Genomic DNA, 24,915 nt, shown 5'->3' on the forward strand with positions numbered 1-24,915 from the left:
GCGCGGGCGTTGAGCAGTTCCCGGAAGGCGAACAGCACCTGGGTGCGCTTGGCCAGGGACGTGTCACGCCAGGCGGGGAACGCCGCCTTCGCCGAGGCGACCGCGGCGTCCACATCAGCAGGCTCGGCCAGCACCACCAGGCGGGCCACCTGCCCGGTGGCGGGGTCGAAGACGTCGGCGGTGCGGGTAGAGGCACCAGAGGTGGCAACCCCATCGATCCAGTGCTGCACCGTCTGCTGGGTCTCGCTCATGGCTCTCGCGCCTCAATCCTGCTCGGAGGGTCGGGGTGGAAGTTCTTGCCGGGGATTGCCCGCCCAGGTGGGGGTGACCCGGGGGCTGGCTCCGGTGGCGTCGTGGGACACAGTGCGTGACGCGCACCTCGGCCATCCAGCGACAGATCGTCGTTCTTTACCGCCACTACGCGTCATAACGTTGCCGCGCCGATAGCGTCCGCTCGTGGCCATCACCGTCGCTGACGTCCTTGCCCTCCCGGCGGTCGCCGCGGGCCGGCCACGGGTCCGCGTCGGCGGCCGCGCCCTGGACGCCGTCGTCCGCTGGGTGCACATCAGTGAGCTCACCGAGGTCGCGGGCCTACTGCGTGGCGGCGAGCTGTTGCTGTCGACGGGTATGCGCCTGCGCGACGAAGGCCTCGACACGACCGCCTACCTCCGCTCCCTGCACGAGCGGGGGGTGGCCGGTCTCGTCGTCGAGCTGAGTCCGTCGCTGCCCACCCTCCCGGACCGCCTCGTCGACGCCGCCCGCGAGCAGAAGTTCGCCCTGGTGGAACTCACCCGGGGGGTGCGGTTCGTCGCGATCACGGAGGCCGTCCATGGTCAGTTGCTCCACGAGCAGTACGAGCGACTGCGGTTCAGCGAGGAAGTGCAGACCGCCTTCTCCGCCCTCACCACGAGCGGGAGCCCCCACACCACCCAGGTGGTGCTCGACCGCGCCAGCGAGCTCCTCGGGTGCGCCGTGGTGCTGGAGGACCTGGCCCACCGGGCTCTCGGGCTGGCGGGGGGTGCCGCGGCGGAGGTGCTGGCCAGCTGGGCTCAGCGGTCGCGCCGGCTGCCGTTCTCCACCTCGACGGTCACCGGGGGACCGGAGGACTGGACGGCGTGCCCGGTCGGCCCGCCGGGGTCGCGGTGGGGCCGGGTCGTGGTTCCCGGAGCCGCCCTCGATGACCAACGGACGCTCATGGTGTTGGAGCGCGCCGCCGAGGCACTGACCGTGATCCGCTTGGTGAGCGGTGACTGCACCGACCCGGCACGCAGGGCGAGCGGCGAACTCCTGGCCGACCTGCTCGGCGCCGACCGTCGGCACGAGCCGACGCTGCGGGCGCGGGCGCGCGCGCTCGGCCTGCCCGTCCCCTGCGCACTGCTACCCCTCGCGGTGAAGCACCCGCGGCCCGCGAGCGCCGAGGGGCGATCGAGCAACGAGCGATCCGGCGGCGACCGATCCGCGGAGGACGCCGAGGCCGTGGGCCGGGCGCTGGAGCGGACGGGGCAGACGGGGCTGGTGGCCACCATCGGCCCGGGGACGACGGGCGTGCTCCTCGTGGTGCCCGGGACGGCGCGCGCCACCTCGGACGCCACCGCAGCGGCCGGTCAGGGCAGCGCCAGGGACGGGGACGACGACGGCGTGCACGCGGCCGCTGCCAGGGCGGCAGAGAGCCTGGCCCGCGCGCTGGCCACCGCGTCGTCCAGCGGGTCGGCTCGCACGGTTCCCGCCGTCGCCGTCGTCGTCCCTGTTGTTGCCGTGGCCCCGGTCACGTCGGCACTGGTGGAGGCAGGTGAGGGACTCCTCGAGGCGTGCGAGGTGGCGGAGGTGGCCTCGGCGTCGCCCGAGGCACCCCCAGCGGCCTCAGCACCTCCGGCGCCTCAGGGAACCGTGTACCGCCGGCAAGACCTGGGCGTGCGGTGGCTCCTGTGGCGGTTGCGCTCGGACCCCCAGCTGCAGTCCTACGTGGACGACCAGCTCGCCCCCCTGCTCCACGGCACCCCGCGGGACGTCGACGACCTCGCCCTACTGGAGGCGTTCCTCGCCAGCGGCGGGTCGATGACGCAGCTGGCGTCGGCACTGGACGCCAACCGCCCGTCGCTCTACGCGAGGGTTCGCCGCCTCTCCGAGCGACTGGACCGCGACCTCGGCGACCCGGAGACCAGGACGTCGCTCCAGGTGGCGCTCCTGGCGTACCGCGGCCTGGAGACGGCGTCGCACAGTCCAGGGAACCGAGGACACTCCGGATACTGGTCTGACCAGTAATCCAAATACAAGTACAACGATCGGGGACGCCGCCGCCCTGGCCCGCCTGGTCCGTGCTGGTGACGCGCTGGGCGCTCAGCGCGCCGCGACGGCGAACATCTACCGCTACGACGAGGACGAGCTCACCGAGGAGGAGCGGGCCGCGCTGCGGCCCCTCGTCACCGCCCCGTGACGAGGGCCCAGCTCAGCCGCGCTCAGCCGATCCCGGCGTAGGAGTGGTTGCCGGGGAAGAACACGTTCACCACGACGTAGTTGATGATGATGCAGGCGAACCCGGCCATGGAAAGGTACGCGGCGCGGCGCCCGTTCCAGCCGCCGGTGGCGCGAGCGTGCAGGTAGGCGGCGTAGACCACCCAGATGATGAAGGTCCACACCTCCTTGGGGTCCCAGTTCCAGTACCGGCCCCAGGCGACCTCGGCCCAGATGGCTCCCGCCACCAGCGTGAAGCCCCACAGCGGGAACGAGATGGCGATGAGGCGGTAGGAGAGCTTCTCCAGATCGGTGGAGGTGGGCAGCGCCTCCATGAAGCGTCCGGCGCCGAGAGTCTCGCCCGCGGCCCGCTTGATCTCACGCCGCTCCTGCACGAGCTGCAGCACCGTGGTGGAGAACGCCAGCACGAACAGCGAGATGCTGATGAACGCCACCGACACGTGGATGACCAGCCAGTAGCTCTGCAGCGCGGGCACGAGCGGCGCCGAGTCGGTGTAGAACACCGCGACCGCGAGCCCCAGGCTCAGCAGCACGGGCGCCAGCACGAACGTCGACAGCCAGCGCACGTCGCGCCGGGTCAGCACGAGCAGGTAGACGAGGACGACGACGGACGTGCCCGTCACCGAGAACTCGTACATGTTGCCCCAGGGCGCCCGGTGCGCCGAGAGCCCGCGCGTCACCACACCGCCGATGTGCAGCAGCAGCGCGAGCACGGTGAGTGACACGGCGATGCGTGCGACCTTGCGGGAGGCGCCGTCCTCGGCCAGGGAGATCGGCTCCTCGGAGGCCGAGGTGCGGACCACGGTCGCGGTGCCGCCGCCCCCGGCCACCCCGGCACTCATCTGCTGGCTCTTGCCCTGCTGCTTCTTGCGCATCCGCGCCGAGGCGCGGTCGCCGAGGGCGGCCAGGTCCATGGTGCTGGCGCCGAGGGCCAGGGTGTACACGGCCATGGCCGAGTAGACGAGGGCGTTGCTGGCCGAGGCCAGCGACTCGTCGACGCTCACGGCTCCTCCTGTCGCGGGGGTGACTGGGTCTTGTCAGTGTCTCTGGAGCTCTGCTGCCCGGGGGTCCGTTCCGGGGAGCTGCTGGGCAGGCGCGCGAGGACGGCCGCCAGCACGGCATCAGCCTCGGCGGCCAAGCCGTGGTCTTCGCTGCGGGCCAGCGCTCCCACCTCCAGGAGGGTGCCACCGGCAGTTCCGCCAGATCCGCTACTGGCGGGCGCGGCGCGGACCCACAACCGGCGACGCGGCACGAACAGCGACGCGGTGAGTCCGACGATGGCGAGCATCGAGGAGATCAACGCGGCGGCACGGGCGGGGTCGTGCCGGACGGTGAAGCCGGCGTACCTGTCGATCCTGTCGAGCGTCACCGAACCGAGCCCGTTGGGCAGCTGGTAGGTCTCGCCGACCTTCATGGCGAACCGCAGCGGCTGCCCGTCGGGGCTGGTCACCCGCTGCATGCGCGAGGTGTCGAGCTCGTAGACGTTCTGCGGCACGCCGTCGTCGATGCCGAGGTCTCCGGTGTACGCGAAGAACAGCACCTCCGGGTTGCGGAGGTCGGGGAAGGTCGAGACCGGCACTCCGGCGGGGTCCGCGGAGACTGTGGGAAGGAGCAGCCCTTGGAGGCCGAGGTCGTCCCCGGGCCCGGGGATCTTGATGACCCCGGTGGAGGTGTAGTCGGCGTCCTGCACGAGGAACGGCGTGCCCTGGGAGAAGACGACGTTGCCTGCCGCGTCACGCACGGTGACCACGGGGGCGTACCCGTTGCCCGCGAGGTAGACCGAAGCACCCCCGGCGCGCAGCGGCTCGTTGACGCGGATCTGGCGTTGCTGCGGCGCGTCACCCGGAGCGTCGATGAGGGTTACGTCGGCGGAGAAGCTGCGCGGCGCGCCGAACTGGTTGCCCGTGGCGTCCTCGTCGAAGGCGACGTGCAGAGCGTCGAGCGTGAAGGCGAACGGCGGGAGGGCCGCGCTGTCGACAAGGGCGCCCGGGTCCCAGCTGTCGTACGCGGCGACGGAGTTGGCGTAGGCCTTCCCCTGTTGAACGATCATCTGCGCGCGGTACCCGTACAACCCGCCGACGCCGATCGCGATGAGCACGCCCACCAGCGACAGGTGGAACAGCAGGTTGCCGGTCTCGCGCAGCTCCCCGCGCTGCCCGGCGAGCGAAGCGCCGCGGGCATCGGTGAAGTCCGCCGTGCGGTACCGGCGCGCGCGGAGCACCGCGCGGGCCGCCTCCAGCACCGCCGCGGGCGGGGCGTCGACCTGCACCGCGCGGTGCTCGGGCAGCCGAGCGAGACGGGCGGGGGTGCGCGGCGGCGCCTGGCGCAGGTTGGCCAGGTGCACCTTGGTCCGCGGCAGCACGCAGCCGACCAGGCTGATGAACAGCAGCAGGTAGACCGCGGAGAACCAGGGTGAGGAGTAGACGTCGAAGAGGCTGAGCCGGTCGAGCCAGGGGGCGCTCGCGGGGTTGTCCTCGAAGTACCGGGCGACGGCGACCTGGTCGATGTTGCGCTGCGGGAACAGCGATCCCGGCACGGCCAGCACGGCGAGCAGCAGGAGCAGCAGCAGCGCCGTCCTCATGCTCGTCAGCTGGCGCCACATCCAGCGCAGCCACCCGATGAGGCCGAGCCCCACGGGCTGCGGGCTCTCCGGCGGCGGCTCAGCGGCCGTGCGCTGCTCCTCGACGGTGGTCACGCGCCCCCGACCTCCTTGCGCTGCCCCATCAGACCGGGGTCTCCCACCCGGCGATGCTGCCCTGCAGCGCGCCGAGCCACTGGTTCCACAGGCCGCTCACGAGCAGTACCCCGACGACGACCAGGGCGACGCCGCCCGCACGCGCGATGACCAGCCGACGGTGGCGCACCCACTCCAGGGCGCGGGCCGAGCGCCCTAGCCCGAGGGCCACGAGCACGAACGGCAGCCCGAGACCCAGGCAGTAGGCCAGGCTCAGCAGCACCCCGCGCGTGGCGGTGCCGGCGTCGGTGGCGAGCGCCAGGACGACGGCGAGCGTCGGGCCGATGCAGGGGGTCCACCCCAGGCCGAAGGTCGCGCCGAGCAGCGGCGCGCCAACCAGACCGGCGGCAGGGCGCCAGCGCACCTTGGCTTCGCCCCGCAAACCGGGCACGACACCGAGGAAGGCCAGCCCCATGAGGACGACGACGACGCCCATCCAGCGGGTCAACTCGACCTGGTGCCCCACGAGGAAGGCCCCCAGCGAGCCGAAGGCGTACCCGTAGGCCACGAACACGGCCGTGAACCCGAGGACGAAGAGCACCGACCCGAGCAGCAGCCGCCCTCGGCGCTGCCGCTCGAGGTCGACACCGGTGAGCCCCGTGACGTAGCCGAGATACCCGGGCACCAGCGGCAGCACGCACGGCGAGGCGAAGCTCACCACGCCCGCCACCGCGGCCACGAGCGCCCCGACGAGGAGGGGCCCTCCCCCGGCAAGCTGCTGGAAGGTCGCGGCGGCGCTCACGCGCTGCCCCCGGCCCCGGAGTCGCCGTTGTCGGCGCGGCCGCTCACCACGTCATCGATGACCCCGCGCAGCACACTCTTCTGGGCGCGACCGACGATGCGCGCCGCGGGGCGGCCCTCGGTGTCGAGGACCACCGTGGACGGAACGGCCTGCGGCGGGATGGTGCCGCGCAGCGCCAGCAGCCCCTGCCCGGAGCCAGCATCGAGGACGCTCGGGTAAGGGATCCCGAACTCCCGCTCGAACGTCTGGGCCACAGCGGCGTCGTCGCGGGTGTTGATGCCGAGCCATTGGACACCGGGGGTGTCGTTCGCGACAGCGGCCAGCTCGGGCGCCTCGACCCGGCACGGGGCGCAGGCGGCCCACCAGACGTTGATGACCACCACCTGGCCACGCCAGTCGGCGATGTCGAGGGTGGGGCCGTGGGACGTCGGCCCCGAGAGCACCACCGGCGCTGATCGCTGTGAGGCGGCCAGGATGGTCAGGTCTCCGGTGCCCGAGACGTAGCCCTGCTGGTTGCCGGTATCGCCGCCCGCCTGGCCCAGGCCGTCGCAGGCCGCGAGCGCGGCGGCCGCGGGCAGCGCGAGAGCGCCCGCCAGCAGTGCGCGCCGCGAAGGGCCGTGCTGTCGCGCAGCGCCGTGCTGCCCAGAGAACTCGCTCACGCTGCGCCCGCCGTGTCGACGGCGCCCGGCAGCAGCGAGGCGGCAGGCTCGCGGTAGTCCACCCCCACCAGCGCCGTGCCGTCGAAGCGCAGGGTGGTGAGGCTGGCGAGGGTGCACTGGCGTTTGCGGGGGTCGTGCCAGAGGCGACGGCCCTCGGCGCGGCGGCGCGCGCTGTAGATGGGCAGCTGGTGGGCGACCAGCACGGTCTCGTGGCCGGCGTTGCGCGCGGCGGCCTCGCGGGCCACAGCCAGCACACGCTCGGCCTGCTCGGCGTACGGCTCGCCCCAGGAGGGCCGCAGCGGGTTGCGCAGCACCCACCAGTGGCGGGGGCGGGTCAGCGCGCCGTCGCCGACCCCGAACGTCAGGCCCTCGAAATGGTTGGCGGCCTCGATCAGCCGCTCGTCGGTGCCGACGGTCAGACCGAACGCCTCACCGAGGGGCGCGGCGGTCTCCTGTGCGCGCTGCAGCGGGGAGGCGATCACCTCGACGACGTCGGCGCCCTCCTCGCGCAGCGTGGTGGCCACGAGCCGGGCCATCTGCTGGCCGCGTTCGGAGAGGCGGTAGCCCGGGAGCCGGCCGTAGAGCACGCGTTGAGGGTTGTGGACCTCCCCGTGGCGCAGCAGGTGGACGGCGGTGAGGGCCATGCGCCCAGCATCCCATCCACACCTGGGTGCCGGAGGCCGCACGCCAGAGCGCTGCGCGCGACGTCACACCCGTCGGCGTGGCGCCGGCGCGGCATCCCGGCGTGTCAGGCCTGGATGCTGACGACTCCCAGGTCGCGGGTGGAGGTCAGCACCCCGCGCACGCCCTCGCCGGTGTAGCTGCCCGAGGTGGGAGCGACGTCGGCGTAGTCACGCCCGACGGCGATGGTGAGGTGCCCGGCGCCGGCGCGCTTGTCGTTGCAGGGGTCGAAGGCCACGGCCACCGCGCCGGGCTGCCCCTCGACGAGGCCGGGGACGACGACGTCGACCCACGCGTGCGTCCCGCCCTGCCCGATGAGGTGACCGGAGACGTACCGGGTGGGGATCCCGAGGTGACGCATCACCGAGATCATCACGTGCGCGTAGTCCTGGCAGACGCCGACGCCTCCGGCGAGGGCCTGCGCGGCCGTGGTGCGCGTCGTCGTCGTCCCGAACTCGTAGCGGAACCGGGCGTGCACGGCGGAGCAGACGCGTTCGGCCGTCTCCACGGGGTTCTCGGGGCGGCGCAGCGACTCGGCGAGTTCGATGATCGCGGCGTCGGGGGCGGTGAGGGACGTGGGCGCCAGGAGACGCGGGTCACGCAGGGCCGCCTTGGACACCACCGCGTGGGCCTCGTGGGGGGCCGCGGGCACCACGCGCTCGAGCACGGCGGTGAGGGCGAACTCCACGTGCTCGGCCACGGCGTCGGCCCGGACCCGGGTGACGATGTTGCCGAAGGCGTCGCGTCGGTCGGTGCGACGGGCGGCGCCGTCCTCCAGGCCGCTCACGCTCAGGCTGGCCACGCGACGGTGCACGTCACCGTGGAGGACCGGCGGCAGCACCACGAGGCGCTGGCGCAGGTCGGCGACCGGAGCGTCGTACGTGTATCGGAACGTCTGCGCGAGGCGGTACGTCACGCGGGACGCGGCGTCCAGCTCAGCAGTCTGCGCGGTGAGCAGTGGAGCGGAGAGGGCGTCGAGCATCACAGGAGGGCCCCTTCAGCAGGGCCGCACCCAGCGACCGACGCCGTCATGCACGGATCCTGCACGTCTTCCGTTTCCGCGGTGTTGCGCCGCACCGGCACAGTCCGTCGATCGGTCGAAGATCCGTCCCCCTGAGTGATTCAGGGGGTCCGTTCTTACCCTCCCTGCGCCGCGGCCGCAGCTCGAGCGGCCACCGGAAGGGCCTCCAGGACGACGTTGACGGCGTCGTCGTCGTGGGAAGCCGAGCAGAACCACGACTCGTAGCAGGACGGCGGCAGGTGCACCCCGGCGTCGAGCATGGCGTGGAAGAACGCCGCGAACGCGCCGGCGTCCTGGGTGCGGGCGGTGTCGTAGTCGACCACGTCGACATCGGTGAAGAAGACGCTGAACATGCTGCCCGCCACCCCCAGGGTGTGGGGCACACCCTCGGCCGCCAGCGCGGCGGAGGCGGCGTCGCGGATGGTCGCGGCGACGGCGTCGACGCGGGCGTAGACCTCGTCGGTGCAGTGCTGCAGTGTCGCGAGACCCGCCGCCGAGGCCACCGGATTCCCCGAGAGCGTGCCCGCCTGGTAGACGGGTCCGGCCGGCGCCAGGTGGGCCATGACGTCAGCCCGGCCGCCGAACGCGGCCACGGGGAACCCACCGCCCATGACCTTGCCGAAGGTGAACAGGTCCGGCGCCAGTGCCTGCTCCCCCGCCCCGTCGCCGAGGTCGACGCGCTGGCGGCCCTCCAGTCCGAACCAGCCGGCGCGGGAGAGGCGGAAGCCGGTCATCACCTCGTCGCTGATGAGCAGCGCGCCGGCGCGGCGGGTCTCGCGCAGCAGCGCCGCCGTCCACCCCGGAGCCGGGGGCACCACGCCCATGTTGCCGGCGGCGGCCTCGGTGATGACGCACGCGATCCGGTCACCGTGAACGGCGAACGCCTGCTCCAGGGCAGGGACGTCGTTGAAGGGCAGCACGAGCGTCTCGGCGGCGCTCTCCGGGGTGACACCGGGGGTGTCGGGCAGGGCGAACGTGGCCAGCCCGGAGCCGGCGGAGGCGAGCAGGGCGTCGACGTGGCCGTGGTAGCAACCGGCGAACTTCACCACCACGGGCCGGCCGGTGAAGCCGCGGGCGAGGCGGATGGCGCTCATGGTCGCCTCGGTGCCGGAGCTGACCAGGCGCACCTTCTCCAGCGGCTCCACGCGGGCCACCAGCTCCTCCGCGAGCAGCACCTCGCCCTCGCTGGGCGTGCCGAAGCTGAACCCCTTCTCGGCCGCGGCCACCACGGCCTCGCGGACCGCCGGGTGGCCGTGCCCCAGGATCATCGGGCCCCACGAGCCGATGAGGTCGACCCGGCGCACGCCGTCGGCATCGGTGAGCCACGGCCCGGACGCCGACGCGGTGAACCGCGGCGTGCCCCCGACCGCGCGGAACGCACGCACGGGGGAGTTGACCCCGCCGGGCAGCACCGCGCTCGCGCGGTCGAAGAGCGCCTGGGAAGCGGGAGCGGGCGTGAGGTCGGAGGGGACGCCGGTCGAGCTGGTCGCGGTCACCCCGCCATCCTCCCCGCGGGCGATTTCGACGACGACCGGGCCTAGCGTGCGGGTGTGATCGACGGCGCGCTGAACGGGGCCGCCGGCCTGCTGCTCGCCGCCGCGGGCCTGGGCGTGGCCGGCCTCGACCCCACCGGTGCCCTGCTCGCCGTGGCAGCGCTGGCTGCGGGTGCGCGCCGCCGCGCCGTCCTCCTCTTCGGCGGGCTCATCGTGGGCCTGTCGACGGCCCTCGGCGTGGTGCTTTCCCTCACGGCGGGTGCTTCGCTGGCCGGTGTCGACTGGGCTGGCGCGCTGCCCGGCGGCCCGCTGACCGCCGGGCTCGAAGCGCTCGCGGGCGTACTCGCGCTGGGGTGGGCGGTCGCGCGGCTGCGACGCCGAGCCGACCCGGCGGGCGAGGCGACCGAGGACGCCGCCGCGGGCGCGCGGCGTGGCCCCGGCGCGCTACTGGCGGGCGGAGCGGGCCTGGTGGGCGCCGCCGTCGCCTTCTCGGCCGGGTCGGTCCTCGACCCGTCCTTCGTCGGCGTCGTGGTGCTGGCCGGTCGTGGCGAGCCCCTGGCGGAGGTCGTGGCGGCGCACGTGGTCTGGTCGGTGGTGAGCCAGGCGCCGCTGGTGCTGCTGCTCGTGGCAGTAGTGCGCGGTGGGCACGACCGGGCGTCGGCGCTGTTCACCCGCTGGTGGGCACGGGTACGCCCTGCCGTGCGTCACCTCGTGACGGCGGCGCTGGCCCTGCTGGGCGCGGGGCTGCTGCTGGATGCCGCCTGGTACGCGGCCACGGGGCACTTCCTCGTGCTCGACCCGAGCTTCTGATCGTGCCCGCGAGCGATCCGGTGCCCCCGCGGCCATCATGAGCGCCGTGACCGGCAACCCCAGCCCGACGTCGTCGCGCGACGTCCGGCGGTGGCGGCGGCTGCTCGCCGACGAGCAGTACGAGGCCACCGTGTACCGGCGCCTCGCCGCGCGGCGCGGCGGGGAAGACCGCGAGGTGCTGCTGGCCCTCGCCGAGGCCGAGGGTCGCCACGCGGCGCACTGGGCGGCGCTCATCGAGCAGAGCACGGGCGCTCCCCCGCGGCCCGGTCGGCCCAGCATCGGGTTGCGGCTGCTGGCCCTGCTGGCGCAGCGGTTCGGCTCGGTGTTCGTGCTGGCGCTGGCGCAGCAGGCCGAGGGCCGCTCGACGTACGGCCGCGACCCGCACGCGACAGCCGCGATGGCCGCCGACGAGCAGGTGCACGGCGAGGTGGTCCGCGGACTGGCGGCCCGGGGGCGGGCCAGGGTCTCGGGGACCTTCCGCGCCGCGGTGTTCGGCGCCAACGACGGCCTGGTCTCCAACCTCGCGCTCGTGCTCGGCGTCGCCGGAGCAGGCACGAGCACCCAGGTGGTGCTGCTCACCGGCATCTCGGGGCTGCTGGCCGGGGCCCTGTCGATGGCGGCCGGTGAGTACGTCTCGGTGCGCTCCCAGCGTGAGCTCATCGCCGCCTCCGCGCCGGCCCCGAGCTCGGCGTCGGTGGTGGGCGCCCTCGACGTCGACGCTAACGAACTCGCCCTGGTCTACCGGGCCCGCGGCATGGAGGAGGCGGAAGCCGAGCGCCACGCCGCCGAGCAGCTGGCGGCGCTGTCCGGCGGTCAGCCGCGAGGCTCGGGGGCGCGGTCGCTGTCGCCGTCCCTGGGGGTTCAGCAGGACGACGGCGACGACGTCGTCGGCAGCGCCTGGGCCGCCGCGGGCTCCTCGTTCGTCTTCTTCGCCAGTGGGGCGCTGGTGCCCGTGCTGCCGTTCCTCGTGGGGCTGGAGGAGGCTGCGGCGCTGGTCACCGCGCTCGTGCTGGTCTCGCTGGCGCTGATGAGCACCGGCGCCGTCGTGGGCGTGCTGTCCGGCGGCCCGCTGCTGCTGCGGGGGCTGCGCCAGCTGGCCATCGGGCTGGGCGCCGCCGCCGTGACCTACCTGCTCGGGTTGGCCTTCGGCACGACCCTCGGCTGAGCCCGCTCCAGAGCAGCGTCAGCGCAGGTGCTCGGCCAGCGTGGCGCAGATCCGGCCGAGTGCCGCGACGTCCTTGGGCGAGAGCCTGTCGAACAGGTGCTCCCGCACTCCGGCGACATGCAGGGGCGCCGCGGCTTCCAGGGCAGCGAAGCCCGCAGGGGTCATGACGGCGAGCACGCCGCGGCGGTCCTCCGGGCAGGCGCGACGCTCGACGAGCCCGCGGGCCTCCAGGCGCGAGATGGCGTGCGTGAGGCGGCTCCGGGAGTGCACCAGGTCATCGGCGAGGTCGGACATCCGCAGGGACCGGTCGGGTGACTCCGAGAGCCTGACGAGCAGCTCGTAGTCGGCCAGGGACAGGTCGTGCTCGGACTCGTCCAGCTCCTGGCCGAGCCGGCGGCTCAGCAGCTGCGTGGCTTCGAGGTAGAGGCGCCAGATGCGTTGCTCGTCGGCGTCGAGCCAGCGGGTGTGGGCCTGATGCTCAGAGGTGGCCTCAGCGGTGTCCTCAGAGGTGGGGGTCACGGGGGAAAGCCTTCCAGACCGGGAACAAAGTTGAATGTTGAAGCATTGTGCGTCACAGTGGACGTGCAGCGCGACCTGCGACGCACGAACCGCAGATCGACACCACCACCTGGAGGACCCATGACCACCACCCTGCCCGCCGGTCTCGTCGCTGGTACCTACACCGTCGACCCGTCGCACTCCGAGGTCGGCTTCACCGCCCGCCACGCGATGGTGACCAAGGTGCGCGGCCGCTTCTCCGACGTCGCGGGCACCGTGGTGCTGGCCGAGGACGCCTCCCTGATCTCCGTCGAGGCCACGATCCAGGTCGCGAGCATCGACACGCGCAGCGCCGACCGCGACGGCCACCTCAAGAGCGCCGACTTCTTCGACGTCGAGACCTACCCGACCATGACCTACCGCTCCAGCGCGGTACAGGTGACCGGTGACGGCTTCGTCGTCGACGGCGAGCTCACCCTCCACGGCGTGACCAAGCCCGTGCAGCTCGAGGTGACCGCCGAGGGGGTGGCCACCGACCCGTTCGGCAACTCCCGCGCCGGCTTCTCCGCCGAGGCCGAGATCAACCGCAAGGACTTCGGGCTGACCTGGAACGCGGCCCTGGAGACCGGCGGCGTGCTCGTCAGCGAGAAGATCAAGATCACGCTCGACATCTCGGCCATCAAGCAGGCCTGACCCTCCCGCCAGCCCCTTCCTTCCCGCACTTTCCTCGGCAAGTGCGGGAAGGGAGTGGCCTTTGGCGCACTTTCCTCGGCAAGTGCGAGAGGGAACAGAGCTGGGCCGGGGGACGACGACGCGCGCTCAGCCAATGACGACGGCCCGGAACACCGGGTGCTTCGGAGCCGCCGCGAGAAGCGCCTCATCAGTGGCGTCCGCGCTGACGCCGTCGAAGAACGCCCCCACCTCCCACGCCCATCGCCGCAGGTACTCCCGCAGCACGGCCACCTTCTCGGCATCCGCCAGCTCCACCGCCTCGAACACCTCGACGCGACGCCCGAGCCGCAGCTCGCCACCGCCGGCAGCCCGCAGGTTCCGCACCCACTGCGTGGTGCCCCGGGGAGCGACGAGGTAGACCTGCCCTCCGGCCCGCAGCGGGTTGACCGGCACCGTGCGCCACTCACCACTGGCCCGCCCGCGCACCGCGAGCACCCGCGACCCAGCCAGCGGCAGACCCCAGCGAGTCAGGCGCTCGACCAGCGGGTTGCCCACGCGCACCGTGAACCACCCGGGGGCCAGGTAGCGCGTCGATCCGACAGAACGCCCCTTCTCGCCCGAGCCCTTCTCGCGAGCACCGGATCGATTCGAGAGCGCTGATCTCTTCATGGCGCGAGCGTCCCAGCGGCGCGCGCCAGCGTCAAGAGCAGTGCTCTCACAGAGGGGCGGCGCTCACGTCTGTGCAACCATGGAGGGGTGTCCGTCGTCCTCACCGCCCGCGAGCGGGCCCGCCGAGAGGTGACCTCCGAAATCCTGGCAGCCGCACGGCGCCAACTGGGGGAGGTCGGCGCCGCCGCGCTGTCGGTGCGGGCCGTGGCCCGTGAACTCGGACTGGCGTCGTCAGCCGTCTACCGCTACTTCGCCACTCGCGACGAGCTGCTCACCGCACTCATCGTCGAGGCCTACGACAGCAGCGGAGACGCCGTGGAGCGCGCCTGCGCGGCAGGAGGCGAGCGCACCCCCCGAGACCGGTTCGTCGCCGGGTGCCGCGCCCTGCGGGACTGGGCCCGCACCCACCCGCACGAGTACGCCCTCGTCTACGGCTCCCCGGTGCCCGGGTACCGGGGCAACGAGAAGACGACGGCGGCCGGCTCGCGCTCACCCCTGGCGTTGCTGGCCGTCCTTGCCGACAGGGCGCCCCACTCCGCCGGGCACACCGGCAGCGACAGCGACGCAGGCGAGAAGCCCAAGAAGGCCAAGAAGGGCGAGAAGCCGAAGAAGTCCGAGCAACCGGCCGGCCTCGCACCCACGGGCAGCCGCCCCCTGTCTGCGCTCCTGGAGGAGCAGGCCGGACTGGTGGTCGCGGAGGGGGGTGAGCGCCTGCACGGGATGACTCCCGAGGTGGTGGTGGCCGGTGCACGCGCCTGGACGGCGCTCCTGGGGCTGGTGAGCAGCGAGCTGTTCGGGCAGCTGGGCAACACGTTCGACCCGGCCGATGACTTCTCCGAGGTCACCTTCGCCGGACTCGCCGACGATCTCGGGCTCTGATCCGCCCGTCGGCCACCCCTCGCGGCCTTACCCTCGGAAGGACGGCCCCGGCACCGGGTCCGGTCCTGTGCGCTCCGGAGGTGGTGGTTCCGTGAGCCGGCACCGCGCTCCGTCGCCCGTGACGCGCCGCGGCGCGCTGGTGGCTGGCGCCGCCTGGGTGGCCGGTGCGTTCGCAGCCTCGTCGGGAGTCGGCGCCCGCCCACCGTCCACCGCGACTCCCCTGAGCGCGTCATCGGAACAGCTCACGGCGGTCCAGGTTCAAGACCCTCCGCCGGCGAGCGGTCAGCTGTCAGCCACGGCGCCGCCGACCACGTCGGCGACCGAAGCGCCTCCCAGCCCCAGCCAGACGCCCAGCGCAACAACCAGCCCGACACCCAACGCGACGAACGCGGCATCGAGCACGACGGCGCTCGACAGGTCGGCCCACTCCACGACGGACGCGGCCAGCCCCTGGGTGGTGGTCAACAAGCAGCATCCCGTGACGCCCCTCGACTACGAGCCGGCACAGATCGTGAAGGTCGCCGGGGAGCGCGTCAGCGCCGCGGCGGCACCGGACCTGGAGGCACTGCTGCAGCACAGCCGCGACGACGGCGTCGCGCTGACGCTGGTCAGCGGCTTCCGGGACTACGAGTACCAGGCCCAGGTCCACCGCCGCTCGGTAGCACGCAACGGCCAGGCCGGCGCCGACAGGTACAGCGCCCGCGCTGGGCACAGCGAGCACCAGACGGGCCTCGCCGTCGACTTCTCCTCCGCCGACGGCAGGGCAACCCTGAGCCCGCGCTTCGCCCGCACCGACGAGGGCCTATGGCTGGCCGAGCATGCGGGCGGCCACGGCTGGTTGCTGCGGTACACCGAAGCCGACCAGGCGGTCACCGGGTACAACCCCGAGCCGTGGCACTTCCGCTGGGTGGGTGTCGAGCTCACCACGGCGATGGCGCAGGCGGGCGTGGCCACGCTGGAGGAGTTCTTCGGGGTCAGCGGCGGCGCCCAGTACGCATGAGCCCCACGTGACGTGAGCAGAGCCCGCCCGGCGCGGGCCGGGCGGGCTGAACCTCAGGTCAGGGTCTTGATCAGGACGTAGCCGAGGAGCCCACGGCCTCGCGCGACTGCGGCGAGCCCTGCACCACCTCGTGATGGGTCGAGTCGCTCGTGCGGCTGACCTCTACGCGACGCGGCTGCGCCGAGGGCGCCACCGGCACCAGCAGGTGCAGCACACCGTCGCGGTAGTCGGCGCTGACGCCTGCGGCGTCGAGACCGTCACCGATCTGCAGCTGCCGGATGAACTGGCCGTGCGGGCGCTCGGCGATGATCACCTCGCGTGAACCCGCGGCGCGCGTGGCGCGGTCGGCGCGGACGGTGATGACGTTGCGCTCGGTGGTCACGTCCACGCTGGACGGGTCGACACCGGGCAGGTCGAGCTCGACGTGGTAGCCGGCGTCGTCCTTCCAGACGTCCATCGGCATGCGCATCGGGGTACGGGCGCCACTGACCAGCTGCTGAGCCATGCGGTCGAGCTGGCGGAAGGGGTCACCGAAGGGGTCGAACTGCATGACGGTCACGGGATCCTCCTCACCGGATCGGGAGCACGGACCGGGTTCGCGGCCCGTGGGCACCCTCTGCGGTGCCACCCGTGATGTACCCCGCGGCGCGACGACCTAAACCACAGTTGAGTCGAATCCAGTCAACTCTCGTCAGCCCCGGCGCAGCAGGTCCGCAACCTCCGTGGCCCAGTAGGTGAGGGTCGCTGTGGCGCCTGCACGCTGGATGGCGGTGAGCGACTCGAGGATCGCGCGCTGTCGGTCGATCATCCCGGCGGCCGCAGCAGCCTCGACCATCGCGTACTCCCCGGAGACCTGGTATGCCCACACCGGCACGTCCACGGCGGCGGCCACGTCCGACAGCACGTCGAGGTAGGGCAGCGCGGGCTTGACCATGACGACGTCAGCGCCCTCGGCGATGTCCAGGCGAACCTCGCGCAGCGCTTCGCGGCGGTTGCCCGGGTCCATCTGGTACGCGCGCCGATCTCCCTGCAGGGTCGACTCGACGGCCTCCCGGAACGGCCCGTAGAAAGCCGAGGCGTACTTGGCCGCGTAGGCCAGCAGGACGACGTCGCTGCGCCCCACAGCGTCCAGCGCGGAGCGCACGACGCCGGTCTGGCCATCCATCATCCCGCTCAGGCCCAGCAGCGAGGCTCCCGCCTCCGCCTGGGCCAGCGCCATCGACGCGTACCGCTCGAGTGTGGCGTCGTTGTCGACGCGGCCCGCCTCGTCAAGGACACCGCAGTGGCCGTGATCGGTGAACTCGTCGAGGCAGAGGTCGGCCATGACCACGCAGTCGGAGCCGACGGCCTCGTCGAGCGCGCGCAGGGCAGTGTTGAGGATGCCCTCCGGGTCGTCGGCGCCCGAACCGCGCGCGTCGCGCACGGCCGGCACGCCGAAGACCATGATCCCGCCGACGCCGGCGGCCACGGCCTCGTGCGCGGCGTCGACCAGGGACGTCATGGTGTGCTGCACCACGCCCGGCATCGACTGCATGGGCGAGGGCTCGCGCAGGCCCTCCTTGACGAACACCGGCAGCACGAGGCGCTGGCGGGCCAGGTGCTCGCCGGCGCTGAGCGACCGCAGCGCCGGCGTGGCGCGCAGGCGCCGCGGTCGCTCAGCAGGGAACGGCATGGGGCGTGATCCCCCGTGCCTCAGCGACGACGGCGGGCGCCGGCGCGGCGCTCGCTGGGACGCAGCACGGGCTCGCCGGCTTCCTCCGCCTGGGCACGCAGCTGCGCGCCGTAGGCGGCGAGGGCGTCGACCAGCGAGGCGGTGCTGGCGTGCTCGGCCTGCACGTCGACGCGCAGCCCCAGCTCGGTGGCCGTGGCACACGTCGCCGGGCCGATGCAGGCCACCACGGTGCTCGGGTGCGGCTTGCCGGCGATGCCGACGAGGTTGCGCACGGTCGAGGACGACGTGAACACGACGGCGTCGAAGGCGCCCGTCTTGATCGCGTCACGCACGGGCGCGGGCGGCGGAGCCGCCCGGACGGTGCGGTAGGCGGTGACGTCGTCGACCTGCCACCCGATCTGCTGCAGCCCCTCGACGAGGGTGTCGGTGGCGATGTCGGCGCGGGGCAGGAAGACCCTGTCGATCGGGTCGAGCACCTCGTCGTAGGGCGGCCACTCGGCCAGCAGGCCCGCGGCAGACTGCTCGCCCTCCGGCACGAGGTCGGGCTCGATGCCCCAGGCGCGCAGCTCGGCGGCCGTGACGCCGCCCACCGCCGCGACCTTGAGCCCGGAGAACGCGCGAGCGTCCAGGCCGTACTCGGCGAACTTGTCCTTGACGGCGCGGACGGCGTTCACCGAGGTGAAGCCGACCCACTCGTAGCGACCGGTGACCAGCCCGCGGACAGCCTTCTCCATCTGGTGGGGGCTGCGCGGCGGCTCGACGGCGATGGTCGGCACGACCTCGCTGACGGCGCCGACAGCGGCCAGCCGCTCGACCGTGGTCGAGGACTGCGCCTGCGTGCGGGGCACCAGCACGCGCCAGCCGAACAGCGGGCGGGACTCGAACCAGGCGAGCTTGTCGCGCTTGGCCACACCAGGGCCGAGCACGGCCACGAGCGGCTCGGGCAGGTGGTCGCCCTCGGCGGCCAGCACATCGGGCAGCGTCGCAAGGGTCGCGGAGACCGACCGCTGCGCGGTGGTGGTGCCGCCGGCGGTGACGACGACCTCCTGCGAGCCCGTACGCCCGGAGGCCAGCAGCGCCTTGGCGGCACCGACGACGTCCTCGGCCGAGCCGGTGACGATCACGGTGCCGGGCACACCGGACACCGCGTCGACAGCGGCCTCACCCTGCGTGGCGTCGAGCACGTGGACGTCGCTGGCGCGGGAGGTGCTGGTGGCGATCCCGGCGTACAGCGGCACGGCAGTGGCCACGGACACCCCGGGCACCACCTCGACGGCGACACCGGCGCGGCGCACGGCGGCCAGCTCGTCGGCCAGCTGCGGAGAGCTCGCGGCGTCACCGCTGAACAGCCGCACCACGGCGCGGCCCGCGCGGGCGGCGGAGAGCGAGAGCTTGGCGCGCGCGGCGCCCGTCAGGGGGGCGCTCCCCTCGGGCGCGGCGGTCGCGAGGACCTCGACGCCGTCGCGGCAGTGCCGGTGCACCGCGGCCAGCGCCGCGGACTCGGGAGCACCGGTGCTCTCGGCCTCTGCCCCGCGGTCGAGGACGACGACGTCGGCCGCGGCGAGCAGCTCCGCCGCGCGCAGGGTGAGCAGGCCGGGATCGCCCGGGCCGGCACCCACGAAGGCGATGGCGGGCACGGGCGTCGAGACGGACGACACGTGGGTGCTGCCCGTCGTCGAGGCGGGCGCACTGCTGGTGGTGGAGGTGGCGCCGGCGCGGACCGCAGCGTCAGGTGCTGCGTCGGGGAGCGTCGGGGCGGAGGTTGGCGGGGTCACAGATGCACCCTCTCCGGCGGCGCGGTGGCCGCCGTGTCGTGAGCGTTCGAGGCTGGCTGCGGTGCTGCGCTGCTGGTGCGCGGGGTCTCGGGATGGACGGGGTCTGCGGAGCTGGTGGAGCTGCTGGAGGGCGCGAGCGGCGCCAGGGCCGGGGATCCGGAGGCGAGCAACTGCTCGGCCACGCGGCGGCCGAGGTCAGCGGCCTGTTCGCGGGGGCCGGAGCCCGTGCGGACAACGGTCGCCGAACCGTCGAGGGCCGCGACGAGCCCGGTGAGCCGGAGCTCGCCGTCGGCGTCGGTCACGGCGAGGGCTCCCACGGGGGCGGCGCAGCCGGCCTCCAGCGCGGCGAGCAGTGCCCGCTCGGCGATGGTGGCGGCACGGCTGGAGGCGTCGTCCAGGAGCGCGCAGACCGCGCGGACGTCCGCGTCGTCGGAGCGGCACTCCACCGCCAGCGCGCCCTGCCCGGGGGCGGGCAGCAGCCGGTCGGTGTCGAGCACGTCGGTGGCCTCGTCGGCACGGCCCAGGCGCAGCAGGCCCGCCCGCGCGAGCACGACGGCGTCGAGCTGGCCGTCGGCCACGAAGCGCAGGCGCGTGTCGACGTTGCCGCGCACGTCGACGACCTCCAGGTCAGGACGCAGGGCCCGCAGCTGGGCGGCACGCCGGGGCGACCCGGTGCCGACACGGGCGCCGGCGGGCAGGCCGTCCAGGGACCGTCCCCCGGAAGCGACGAGGACGTCGCGCGGGTCTTCCCGCGGCGGGACGGCCGCCACGACCAGCCCGTCCGCCGGTGCGGTGGGCAGATCCTTGAGGGAGTGGACGGCAAGGTCCACGCGGCCCGCGAGCAATGCGTCGCGCAGCGCCGTCGCGAAGACGCCGGTGCCACCGAGGCTGGACAGCGGGGCGCGCGAGACGTCGCCCTCGGTGGTGACCTCGACGAGCTCGACGGCGCGGCCGGTGCGCTCGCGCAGCGCCTGCGCGACGTGCTCGGACTGGGTGCGGGCCAGCGCGCTGCGGCGGGTACCGAGACGCAGCACCGCGCCACCCACCGCGCTGTCCAAGGCGCCGCTCACGAGGTGCCCCCCTCGACCGGCACGACATCCTGCGCAGAAGTCTGGGCAGGCGTCTGAGCCGCGACGGCCCGCAGCACCTCGGCCACGCTGCCGCCCCCGGTGGAGGCGCTGCCGGCGCTGGACACCGTCGGGGCGACCGACCCGGCGCCCAGGCCGGCGAGGCCGCCCAGGCCAGAGGTCGGGCCGTCGAGGTCGAACAGCTCGCGCAGCACCGCGGCGTACCCGGCGCCGTCCGCGCCGTCGGCCGCCAGCGCCTTCACACGCACGGTGGGCGTGTGGAGGAGCTTCTCGGTCACGCGGTGCACGGCCAGTTCGGCCTCCGCGACGACCCGCGGATCGACCTCGGGCCCGAGGCGTCCGCGCAGGCGGGCGACCTCCCCCTCGACGACGTCGCGGGCGAGGGAGCGCAGGGCGGCGACGGTGGGCGCCACGGCGGCTGCGCGCTGCTCGCCGAGGTACCCGGCGACCTCGTCGGCGACGACGGCGCGGGCGGCGCTGACGCTCCCGGCGACCCCGGACAGGGCCGGGTCGTCTCCGGGACCTTCGGCGAGCCGACGGCGCAGCGCGTCGAGTCCGACGAGCTCCACACCGGGCAGGTCACCGGCGGCAAGGTCGACGTCGTGCGGGAGAGCGAGGTCGACCAGGAGCTGCGGAGCTGCCTCACCGTCAACGCTGCGCTCGGCGCGCGCGGCGGCGATGTCCGCGGCGTCCAGCACGGTGCCGACCGCGCCGGTGCACGAGACCACGACGTCGGCCGTGGCGAGCACGGCGCGCAGGGCGGCATCGTCGTCGAGGCCCAGCCAGGTGCCGCCCACAGCTGCCGCCAGCCGCTCGGCGCGCGCCGGGGTGCGGTTGGCGACGGCGATCGAGCCGACGCCCAGGCGCTGCAGGGTGGTTGCGGCGAGCGCGCTCATCGAGCCCGCCCCGATGACGAGGGCGCGTGCGTCGGCCAGCGGCCCGACGACGCTCTCGGCGCCTTCCAGCGCAGCTTCCACGAGGGAGCGCCCCGCCTTGTCGAGGCCGGTCTCGCTGTGGACGCGCTTACCGACCCGCAGCGCCCGCTGGACCAGCTGGTCGAGCACGCGGCCGACGGTGCCGTCTTCCTGGCCGCGGCGCAGGGAGGTCCGCACCTGCCCGAGCACCTGGGACTCGCCGAGCGCCATCGAGTCGAGCCCGGCGGAAACATTGAACAGGTGCTCCACGGCGCGGTCGCCGTAGGCGAAGATCAGCGACTCGGCGAGCTCGGCCAGCGGCAGGCCGGAACGCTGCGCGAGGGCGCCGGAGAGGTCCTGCACGCCGAGGTGGAAGGAAGGCACCACCGCGTACACCTCGACGCGATTGCAGGTGGCCAGCACCGCCGCCTCCAGCACCGTCCCGCCGCACAGATCGCGAGCCAGCGCCCGGGCGCCCTCCGCGTCCAGCGCGGCGCGCTCCAGCAGGCTGATCGGCGCTGTCCGGTGGGACATCCCGACGAAGAGCAGGCTCACCGAGCCACCTCCGCGTGCACGCCGCGGGCTCCACGCCCACCGACTCCCGCGGCGACAAGCGTTTCAGGCAGCACCACGACAGGCTCCTCGCCGTCGGCTGCCGCGCGGCGGCGTTCGCGGAAGGCGAGGATGCCCAGTTCGGTGGACAGGTCGACCCGGCGCAGCTCGACGCCGGCCGGCACCTGCAGCTCCACGGGCGCGAACGACAGCACGCTGGTGATGCCGGCGGCGACGACGGCGTCGCAGGCGGCCTGCGCGGACGCGGCGGGCACCGCGAGGACGGCGATGCGCACGCCCAGCTCGCTGACGAGGCGCACGATGCGCTCGGCAGGCTGGACCTCGAGGCCGGCGACCTGCTCGCCCACCACGGACGGGTCACTGTCGACGAGAGCGACGACCCGGGTGCCCAGGGGGGCGAAGCCTCCGTAGTTGGCCAGGGCGTGCCCGAGGCTGCCGATCCCGACGATGACGACGCGCCACTCCTCGGCCAGGCCCAGGCAGCGACCCACGTGCTGGACGAGGTGCCCGACGTCATACCCGACCCCCCGGACGCCGTAGCTGCCGAGGTGCGAGAGATCCTTGCGGAGCGTGGCCGAACCGACCCCGGCCGCCAGGGCGAGCTCCTCGCTGGACACCGTGGTGACCCCGCGCTCACCGAGGCCGGTGAGCACGCGCAGGTACACGGGTAGCCGGGCCACCGTGGCGTCGGGGACTCCCCTGGTGCCGTCGCGCGGAGCGCGCAGCGGCGGAGCGGGGTGCGGGTCTGTCACGGTGGGGCAGGGCTCCTGCTGGCAGTCTGCTGGCGTGCGGCAGGGAACCCGGCACTACCAGGCTCCCCGTTGCCCCCACCACGCGGTGGTGCGGGCAGCCCAGACTAGGCACTTGTGAAGGGCAGAACAAAGTTCACGCGCGCCGCAGCCCCTCAGAGCTGGCTCAGCGCCCGCTGACTGCGCACCCCGTGTCCGCCCCGGGCCCACTCAGTGCCCACTCCAGGCCCGCTCCGGGCCCCCGGGGAAGCTCCGCTCAGTTGCGCAGCGCGGTGAGCAGCTCCGCCTCGTCGACGCGCCAGTGCGCGTGGTGGCGCCCGTCAACCGTGACCACCGGCACGAGGTCGCTGTAGCGGGCGACGAGCTCGGCGTCGTCGTCGACGTCGACCTCCCGCCAGGTGGCACCCGCGCTCGCGCAGGCCCGCGCGACCTGCTCGCGGGCGATGTCACACAGGTGGCAGCCGCGGCGGCCGTACAGCACCACGCGCTCGGAGTCCACGGCCGCGAGGCTACCCAGGGCCCTCAGCCGGCCCTCCGGTGACCCTCGCCTGAGCCCCCGGACACGCAGAAGACCCGCACCGCGAGGGCGGTGCGGGTCTGCAGCGAGTGCGCCTACTTCTTGTTGCGGCGCTGGTGGCGCGTCTTGCGCAGCAGCTTGCGGTGCTTCTTCTTCGCCATGCGCTTGCGGCGCTTCTTGATGACCGAACCCATGGTGCCTCAGATCGCTCGGGGCAGCGGTGCGCGCTGCCTGCGGATGCTCCTGCGCCCCAGCGTACCGACTGCACGCACGACGCCCGGAACGGTCATCGGGGGGTCACATCGCCTCGGTCTCCACGAAGGAGTGCGACAGGTACTGGTCGACGGCCGTCTCCGGCACACGGAAGGAGCGGCCCACGCGCACGGCGGGCATCTCTCCGGAGTGCACCAGGCGGTACACCGTCATCTTCGACACGCGCATCATCGTGGCGACCTCGGCCACGGTGAGGAAGCGCACTCCGCTGAAGTCGCGGTCCATCGCCATGGTTCCTCCCGGTCGTCCCTGGACCCTGAGCTCCAGGGGCCTCTGTCAACTCACAGTAGTGGCACGTGTGACTTCTGGGGAAGTCGTTGCGAGAGTTACAAGCGTGGAAGACACCCTGGTGGCGGCGTGTCCAGCACCAGCCAGACCTCCACCCAGACCTCTGCCTAGACGTCTGCGAGGCCATGGTGCTGACCGGCAGCGCCGCGCGCGGCAAGATGCTTCGACCGGCGAGCAATACCACGGCGTGTCGCTGCGCCGCGCGGGAAACGCCCCCCTGACGAGATCCGTGCCGCAGGGTCGGCGATGACCCCCTTCACGACCCCTCGAGACCGGACGATGACCCGGAAAAATGTTGGTCACGAGTCGGTGACGGCAACGCGCGGGGCCTCAGCCGAACCAGGGATCGAGCCCGTGGTTGGGAAAAACGGCCCGGCGCGTGGCCAGAACGGCCCGGTCGACGGGGTCCGAGGGGTCCGCGCCGGCCTCCCACGGGGAGTACCAGGCCGGACTGCCGTCGGTCATCGACGCCGGCGGGTCCCAGCCTCGGGCGATGACGTCCTCCCGCCACGCCTCGGGCACCAGCGTCGCGGGCGGCACCGGGGCGTGAGCCGCGATGCCCAGCAGGTGGGCCCAGACGCGGGGGACGACGTCGACCAGGTCGTAGCCACCGCCGCCGGTGGCCACCCAGCGGCCCCCGCACACCTCGTGGGCGAGGTCGTGCAGGGACCGCGCGGCGGAGCGCTGGGCGTCGACGCTCACCGCGAGGTTGGCCAGCGGGTCCTGAGCGTGGGCGTCGGCTCCGTGCTGGGTGACGAGGACGTCGGGGGCGAACGCGCGCAGGAGCGGAGGCACCACGGCGTGCAGCGCCCGCAGCCAGCCGGCGTCCTGTGTGCCCGCGGGGAGCGCCACGTTGACGGCGCTGCCCTCCGCGCCGGCGCCGCCGGTCTCCTCGGGCCAGCCCGTGCCGGGGAACAGCGTGCGGCCCGATTCGTGCAGGGACATCGTCATGACGCGGGGGTCGTCCCAGAAGGCCGCCTCGACGCCGTCGCCGTGGTGCACGTCGAGGTCGACGTAGGCGACGCGGCGCGCCCCCTGGTCCAGCAGGTGGTTGATGGCCACCGCAACGTCGTTGTAGATGCAGAAGCCGCTGGCGCGATCGGGCATCGCATGGTGCATGCCGCCGCTGACGTTGACGGCGTGCTCGGCTGCGCCGGACCACACGGCCTCGGCGCAGTCGACGCTGGCGGCCACCACCCGCGCGGACGTCTCGTGCATCCCCGCGAAGACCGGGTCGTCATCGGTGCCGAGACCGTGGGCGACGTCGACGAGGCGCGGGTCGGCCGAGACCCGGCGCACCGCGGCGACGTAGGCCGGTGAGTGCACGGTGGAGATGAGCTCGTCGGGGGCGATCCGGACCCCGGCGACGCGAACGCCGGGGGCATCGAGAAGCCCGAGCTCGCGGGCAAGCCGCGCCGTCAGCTCCAGTCGCAGCGGCGCCATCGGGTGTCCCGGGCCGAAGTCGTGCGCCGCGAGGGCGTCGTCCCAGACCACCAGGGTGCGATCCACCACCCGTGCACGCTAGCGGCACCGGCGAGGATCACCAGCGCCAGGCTCACCCGGTGGCCTAC

27 protein-coding genes are annotated in these 24,915 nt (G+C 73.7%); 6 read left to right on the plus strand and 21 right to left on the minus strand.

The genetic code is table 11. The features are described 5' to 3' along the window. Positions 1-251: aldehyde dehydrogenase family protein (locus BXY45_RS11290; protein ID WP_119700377.1), on the minus strand; the 251-nt coding region annotated here is incomplete at its 3' end. 205 nt (positions 252-456) lie between these two features. Between BXY45_RS11290 and BXY45_RS11295 the strand changes: the two genes are divergently transcribed. Beyond that, positions 457-2,262, plus strand: a complete 1,806-nt coding sequence (locus BXY45_RS11295) for a PucR family transcriptional regulator (protein WP_109774616.1) — start codon at positions 457-459, stop codon at positions 2,260-2,262. 194 nt (positions 2,263-2,456) lie between these two features. Here BXY45_RS11295 and ccsB read toward each other — a convergent pair whose 3' ends face one another. The 7 genes from ccsB to hemL all read right to left on the minus strand — a co-directional run bounded on the left by ccsB (position 2,457) and on the right by hemL (position 9,805). Beyond that, positions 2,457-3,476 (minus strand): c-type cytochrome biogenesis protein CcsB, encoded by a 1,020-nt coding sequence (gene ccsB / locus BXY45_RS11300; protein WP_211319475.1) that lies wholly within the window; start codon positions 3,474-3,476, stop codon positions 2,457-2,459. Further along, positions 3,473-5,167 (minus strand): cytochrome c biogenesis protein ResB, encoded by a 1,695-nt coding sequence (resB, locus tag BXY45_RS11305; RefSeq protein ID WP_109774617.1) that lies wholly within the window; start codon positions 5,165-5,167, stop codon positions 3,473-3,475. Before resB ends, ccsB begins: the two co-directional genes overlap by 4 nt. A 28-nt stretch (positions 5,168-5,195) precedes the next feature. Next, positions 5,196-5,948: a cytochrome c biogenesis CcdA family protein gene (locus tag BXY45_RS11310; protein WP_109774618.1), complete on the minus strand. Its 753-nt coding sequence runs from the start codon at positions 5,946-5,948 to the stop codon at positions 5,196-5,198. Beyond that, the gene (locus BXY45_RS11315) at positions 5,945-6,607 is read right to left on the minus strand and encodes a TlpA family protein disulfide reductase (protein WP_109774619.1); all 663 of its coding nucleotides are present in this window, start codon (positions 6,605-6,607) and stop codon (positions 5,945-5,947) included. Before BXY45_RS11315 ends, BXY45_RS11310 begins: the two co-directional genes overlap by 4 nt. After that, on the minus strand, positions 6,604-7,251 hold the full coding sequence (locus BXY45_RS11320) for a histidine phosphatase family protein (protein ID WP_109774620.1): 648 nt from the start codon (positions 7,249-7,251) through the stop codon (positions 6,604-6,606). The genes BXY45_RS11315 and BXY45_RS11320 overlap by 4 nt, the downstream gene beginning before the upstream one ends. Before the next feature lie 104 nt (positions 7,252-7,355). Next, the gene (locus BXY45_RS11325) at positions 7,356-8,270 is read right to left on the minus strand and encodes a transglutaminase family protein (RefSeq protein ID WP_109774701.1); all 915 of its coding nucleotides are present in this window, start codon (positions 8,268-8,270) and stop codon (positions 7,356-7,358) included. 155 nt (positions 8,271-8,425) lie between these two features. Next, the gene (hemL, locus tag BXY45_RS11330; protein ID WP_109774621.1) at positions 8,426-9,805 is read right to left on the minus strand and encodes a glutamate-1-semialdehyde 2,1-aminomutase; all 1,380 of its coding nucleotides are present in this window, start codon (positions 9,803-9,805) and stop codon (positions 8,426-8,428) included. A gap of 54 nt (positions 9,806-9,859) precedes the next feature. On the opposite strand from hemL, the gene BXY45_RS11335 reads away from it, so the two are divergent. Both BXY45_RS11335 and BXY45_RS11340 read left to right on the plus strand, forming a co-directional pair. Continuing rightward, positions 9,860-10,612 (plus strand): hypothetical protein, encoded by a 753-nt coding sequence (locus BXY45_RS11335; RefSeq protein ID WP_109774622.1) that lies wholly within the window; start codon positions 9,860-9,862, stop codon positions 10,610-10,612. A gap of 37 nt (positions 10,613-10,649) precedes the next feature. After that, positions 10,650-11,777 carry a VIT1/CCC1 transporter family protein gene (locus tag BXY45_RS11340; RefSeq protein ID WP_109774623.1) on the plus strand — a complete coding sequence of 376 codons (1,128 nt, stop codon included), beginning with the start codon at positions 10,650-10,652 and terminating at the stop codon, positions 11,775-11,777. 18 nt (positions 11,778-11,795) lie between these two features. Here the strand turns inward: BXY45_RS11340 and BXY45_RS11345 are convergent, their stop codons facing one another. Continuing rightward, the gene (locus tag BXY45_RS11345; RefSeq protein ID WP_109774624.1) at positions 11,796-12,296 is read right to left on the minus strand and encodes a MarR family winged helix-turn-helix transcriptional regulator; all 501 of its coding nucleotides are present in this window, start codon (positions 12,294-12,296) and stop codon (positions 11,796-11,798) included. 120 nt (positions 12,297-12,416) lie between these two features. On the opposite strand from BXY45_RS11345, the gene BXY45_RS11350 reads away from it, so the two are divergent. After that, complete coding sequence (locus BXY45_RS11350) at positions 12,417-12,968, plus strand: YceI family protein (protein ID WP_109774625.1); 552 nt, start codon at positions 12,417-12,419, stop codon at positions 12,966-12,968. Between the two features lie 126 nt (positions 12,969-13,094). On the opposite strand, the gene BXY45_RS11355 is transcribed toward BXY45_RS11350, so the two are convergent. Then, on the minus strand, positions 13,095-13,616 hold the full coding sequence (locus BXY45_RS11355; RefSeq protein ID WP_109774626.1) for a nitroreductase family deazaflavin-dependent oxidoreductase: 522 nt from the start codon (positions 13,614-13,616) through the stop codon (positions 13,095-13,097). Positions 13,617-13,703: 87 nt separating this feature from the next. On the opposite strand from BXY45_RS11355, the gene BXY45_RS23245 reads away from it, so the two are divergent. After that, positions 13,704-14,495 (plus strand): TetR/AcrR family transcriptional regulator, encoded by a 792-nt coding sequence (locus BXY45_RS23245; RefSeq protein WP_170131460.1) that lies wholly within the window; start codon positions 13,704-13,706, stop codon positions 14,493-14,495. 282 nt (positions 14,496-14,777) lie between these two features. Here BXY45_RS23245 and BXY45_RS23250 read toward each other — a convergent pair whose 3' ends face one another. Then, positions 14,778-14,960, minus strand: a complete 183-nt coding sequence (locus BXY45_RS23250; RefSeq protein WP_170131461.1) for a hypothetical protein — start codon at positions 14,958-14,960, stop codon at positions 14,778-14,780. 13 nt (positions 14,961-14,973) lie between these two features. Here BXY45_RS23250 and BXY45_RS23255 point away from each other — a divergent pair, with 13 nt between their 5' ends. After that, complete coding sequence (locus tag BXY45_RS23255; RefSeq protein ID WP_170131462.1) at positions 14,974-15,495, plus strand: M15 family metallopeptidase; 522 nt, start codon at positions 14,974-14,976, stop codon at positions 15,493-15,495. Positions 15,496-15,565: 70 nt separating this feature from the next. Here the strand turns inward: BXY45_RS23255 and BXY45_RS11370 are convergent, their stop codons facing one another. From BXY45_RS11370 to BXY45_RS11415, 10 genes are all read right to left on the minus strand, one after another. After that, positions 15,566-16,045 (minus strand): Hsp20/alpha crystallin family protein, encoded by a 480-nt coding sequence (locus tag BXY45_RS11370; RefSeq protein ID WP_109774702.1) that lies wholly within the window; start codon positions 16,043-16,045, stop codon positions 15,566-15,568. Positions 16,046-16,186: 141 nt separating this feature from the next. Continuing rightward, on the minus strand, positions 16,187-17,167 hold the full coding sequence (gene hemB, locus BXY45_RS11375) for a porphobilinogen synthase (protein ID WP_109774628.1): 981 nt from the start codon (positions 17,165-17,167) through the stop codon (positions 16,187-16,189). 20 nt (positions 17,168-17,187) lie between these two features. Beyond that, complete coding sequence (locus BXY45_RS11380; RefSeq protein WP_218566919.1) at positions 17,188-18,942, minus strand: bifunctional uroporphyrinogen-III C-methyltransferase/uroporphyrinogen-III synthase; 1,755 nt, start codon at positions 18,940-18,942, stop codon at positions 17,188-17,190. Beyond that, positions 18,939-20,012, minus strand: coding sequence for a hydroxymethylbilane synthase (gene hemC, locus BXY45_RS11385; protein ID WP_218566920.1), 1,074 nt, complete (start codon positions 20,010-20,012; stop codon positions 18,939-18,941). Before hemC ends, BXY45_RS11380 begins: the two co-directional genes overlap by 4 nt. Then, positions 20,009-21,499, minus strand: a complete 1,491-nt coding sequence (locus BXY45_RS11390; protein WP_109774629.1) for a glutamyl-tRNA reductase — start codon at positions 21,497-21,499, stop codon at positions 20,009-20,011. The genes hemC and BXY45_RS11390 overlap by 4 nt, the downstream gene beginning before the upstream one ends. Beyond that, positions 21,496-22,269, minus strand: coding sequence for a redox-sensing transcriptional repressor Rex (locus BXY45_RS11395; RefSeq protein WP_245961763.1), 774 nt, complete (start codon positions 22,267-22,269; stop codon positions 21,496-21,498). The genes BXY45_RS11390 and BXY45_RS11395 overlap by 4 nt, the downstream gene beginning before the upstream one ends. A gap of 253 nt (positions 22,270-22,522) precedes the next feature. After that, the gene (locus tag BXY45_RS11400) at positions 22,523-22,765 is read right to left on the minus strand and encodes a glutaredoxin family protein (RefSeq protein ID WP_245961764.1); all 243 of its coding nucleotides are present in this window, start codon (positions 22,763-22,765) and stop codon (positions 22,523-22,525) included. A 113-nt stretch (positions 22,766-22,878) separates the two neighbouring features. Beyond that, positions 22,879-22,977, minus strand: a complete 99-nt coding sequence (locus BXY45_RS11405; RefSeq protein ID WP_003792170.1) for a 30S ribosomal protein bS22 — start codon at positions 22,975-22,977, stop codon at positions 22,879-22,881. Positions 22,978-23,080: 103 nt separating this feature from the next. Next, positions 23,081-23,287 carry a helix-turn-helix domain-containing protein gene (locus tag BXY45_RS11410; protein ID WP_109774631.1) on the minus strand — a complete coding sequence of 69 codons (207 nt, stop codon included), beginning with the start codon at positions 23,285-23,287 and terminating at the stop codon, positions 23,081-23,083. A 387-nt stretch (positions 23,288-23,674) separates the two neighbouring features. Beyond that, positions 23,675-24,856: an acetoin utilization protein AcuC gene (locus BXY45_RS11415; RefSeq protein WP_245961765.1), complete on the minus strand. Its 1,182-nt coding sequence runs from the start codon at positions 24,854-24,856 to the stop codon at positions 23,675-23,677. Positions 24,857-24,915 lie beyond the last annotated feature (59 nt).

Source organism: Quadrisphaera granulorum, from assembly GCF_003149145.1.
Lineage (GTDB): Bacteria > Actinomycetota > Actinomycetes > Actinomycetales > Quadrisphaeraceae > Quadrisphaera > Quadrisphaera granulorum.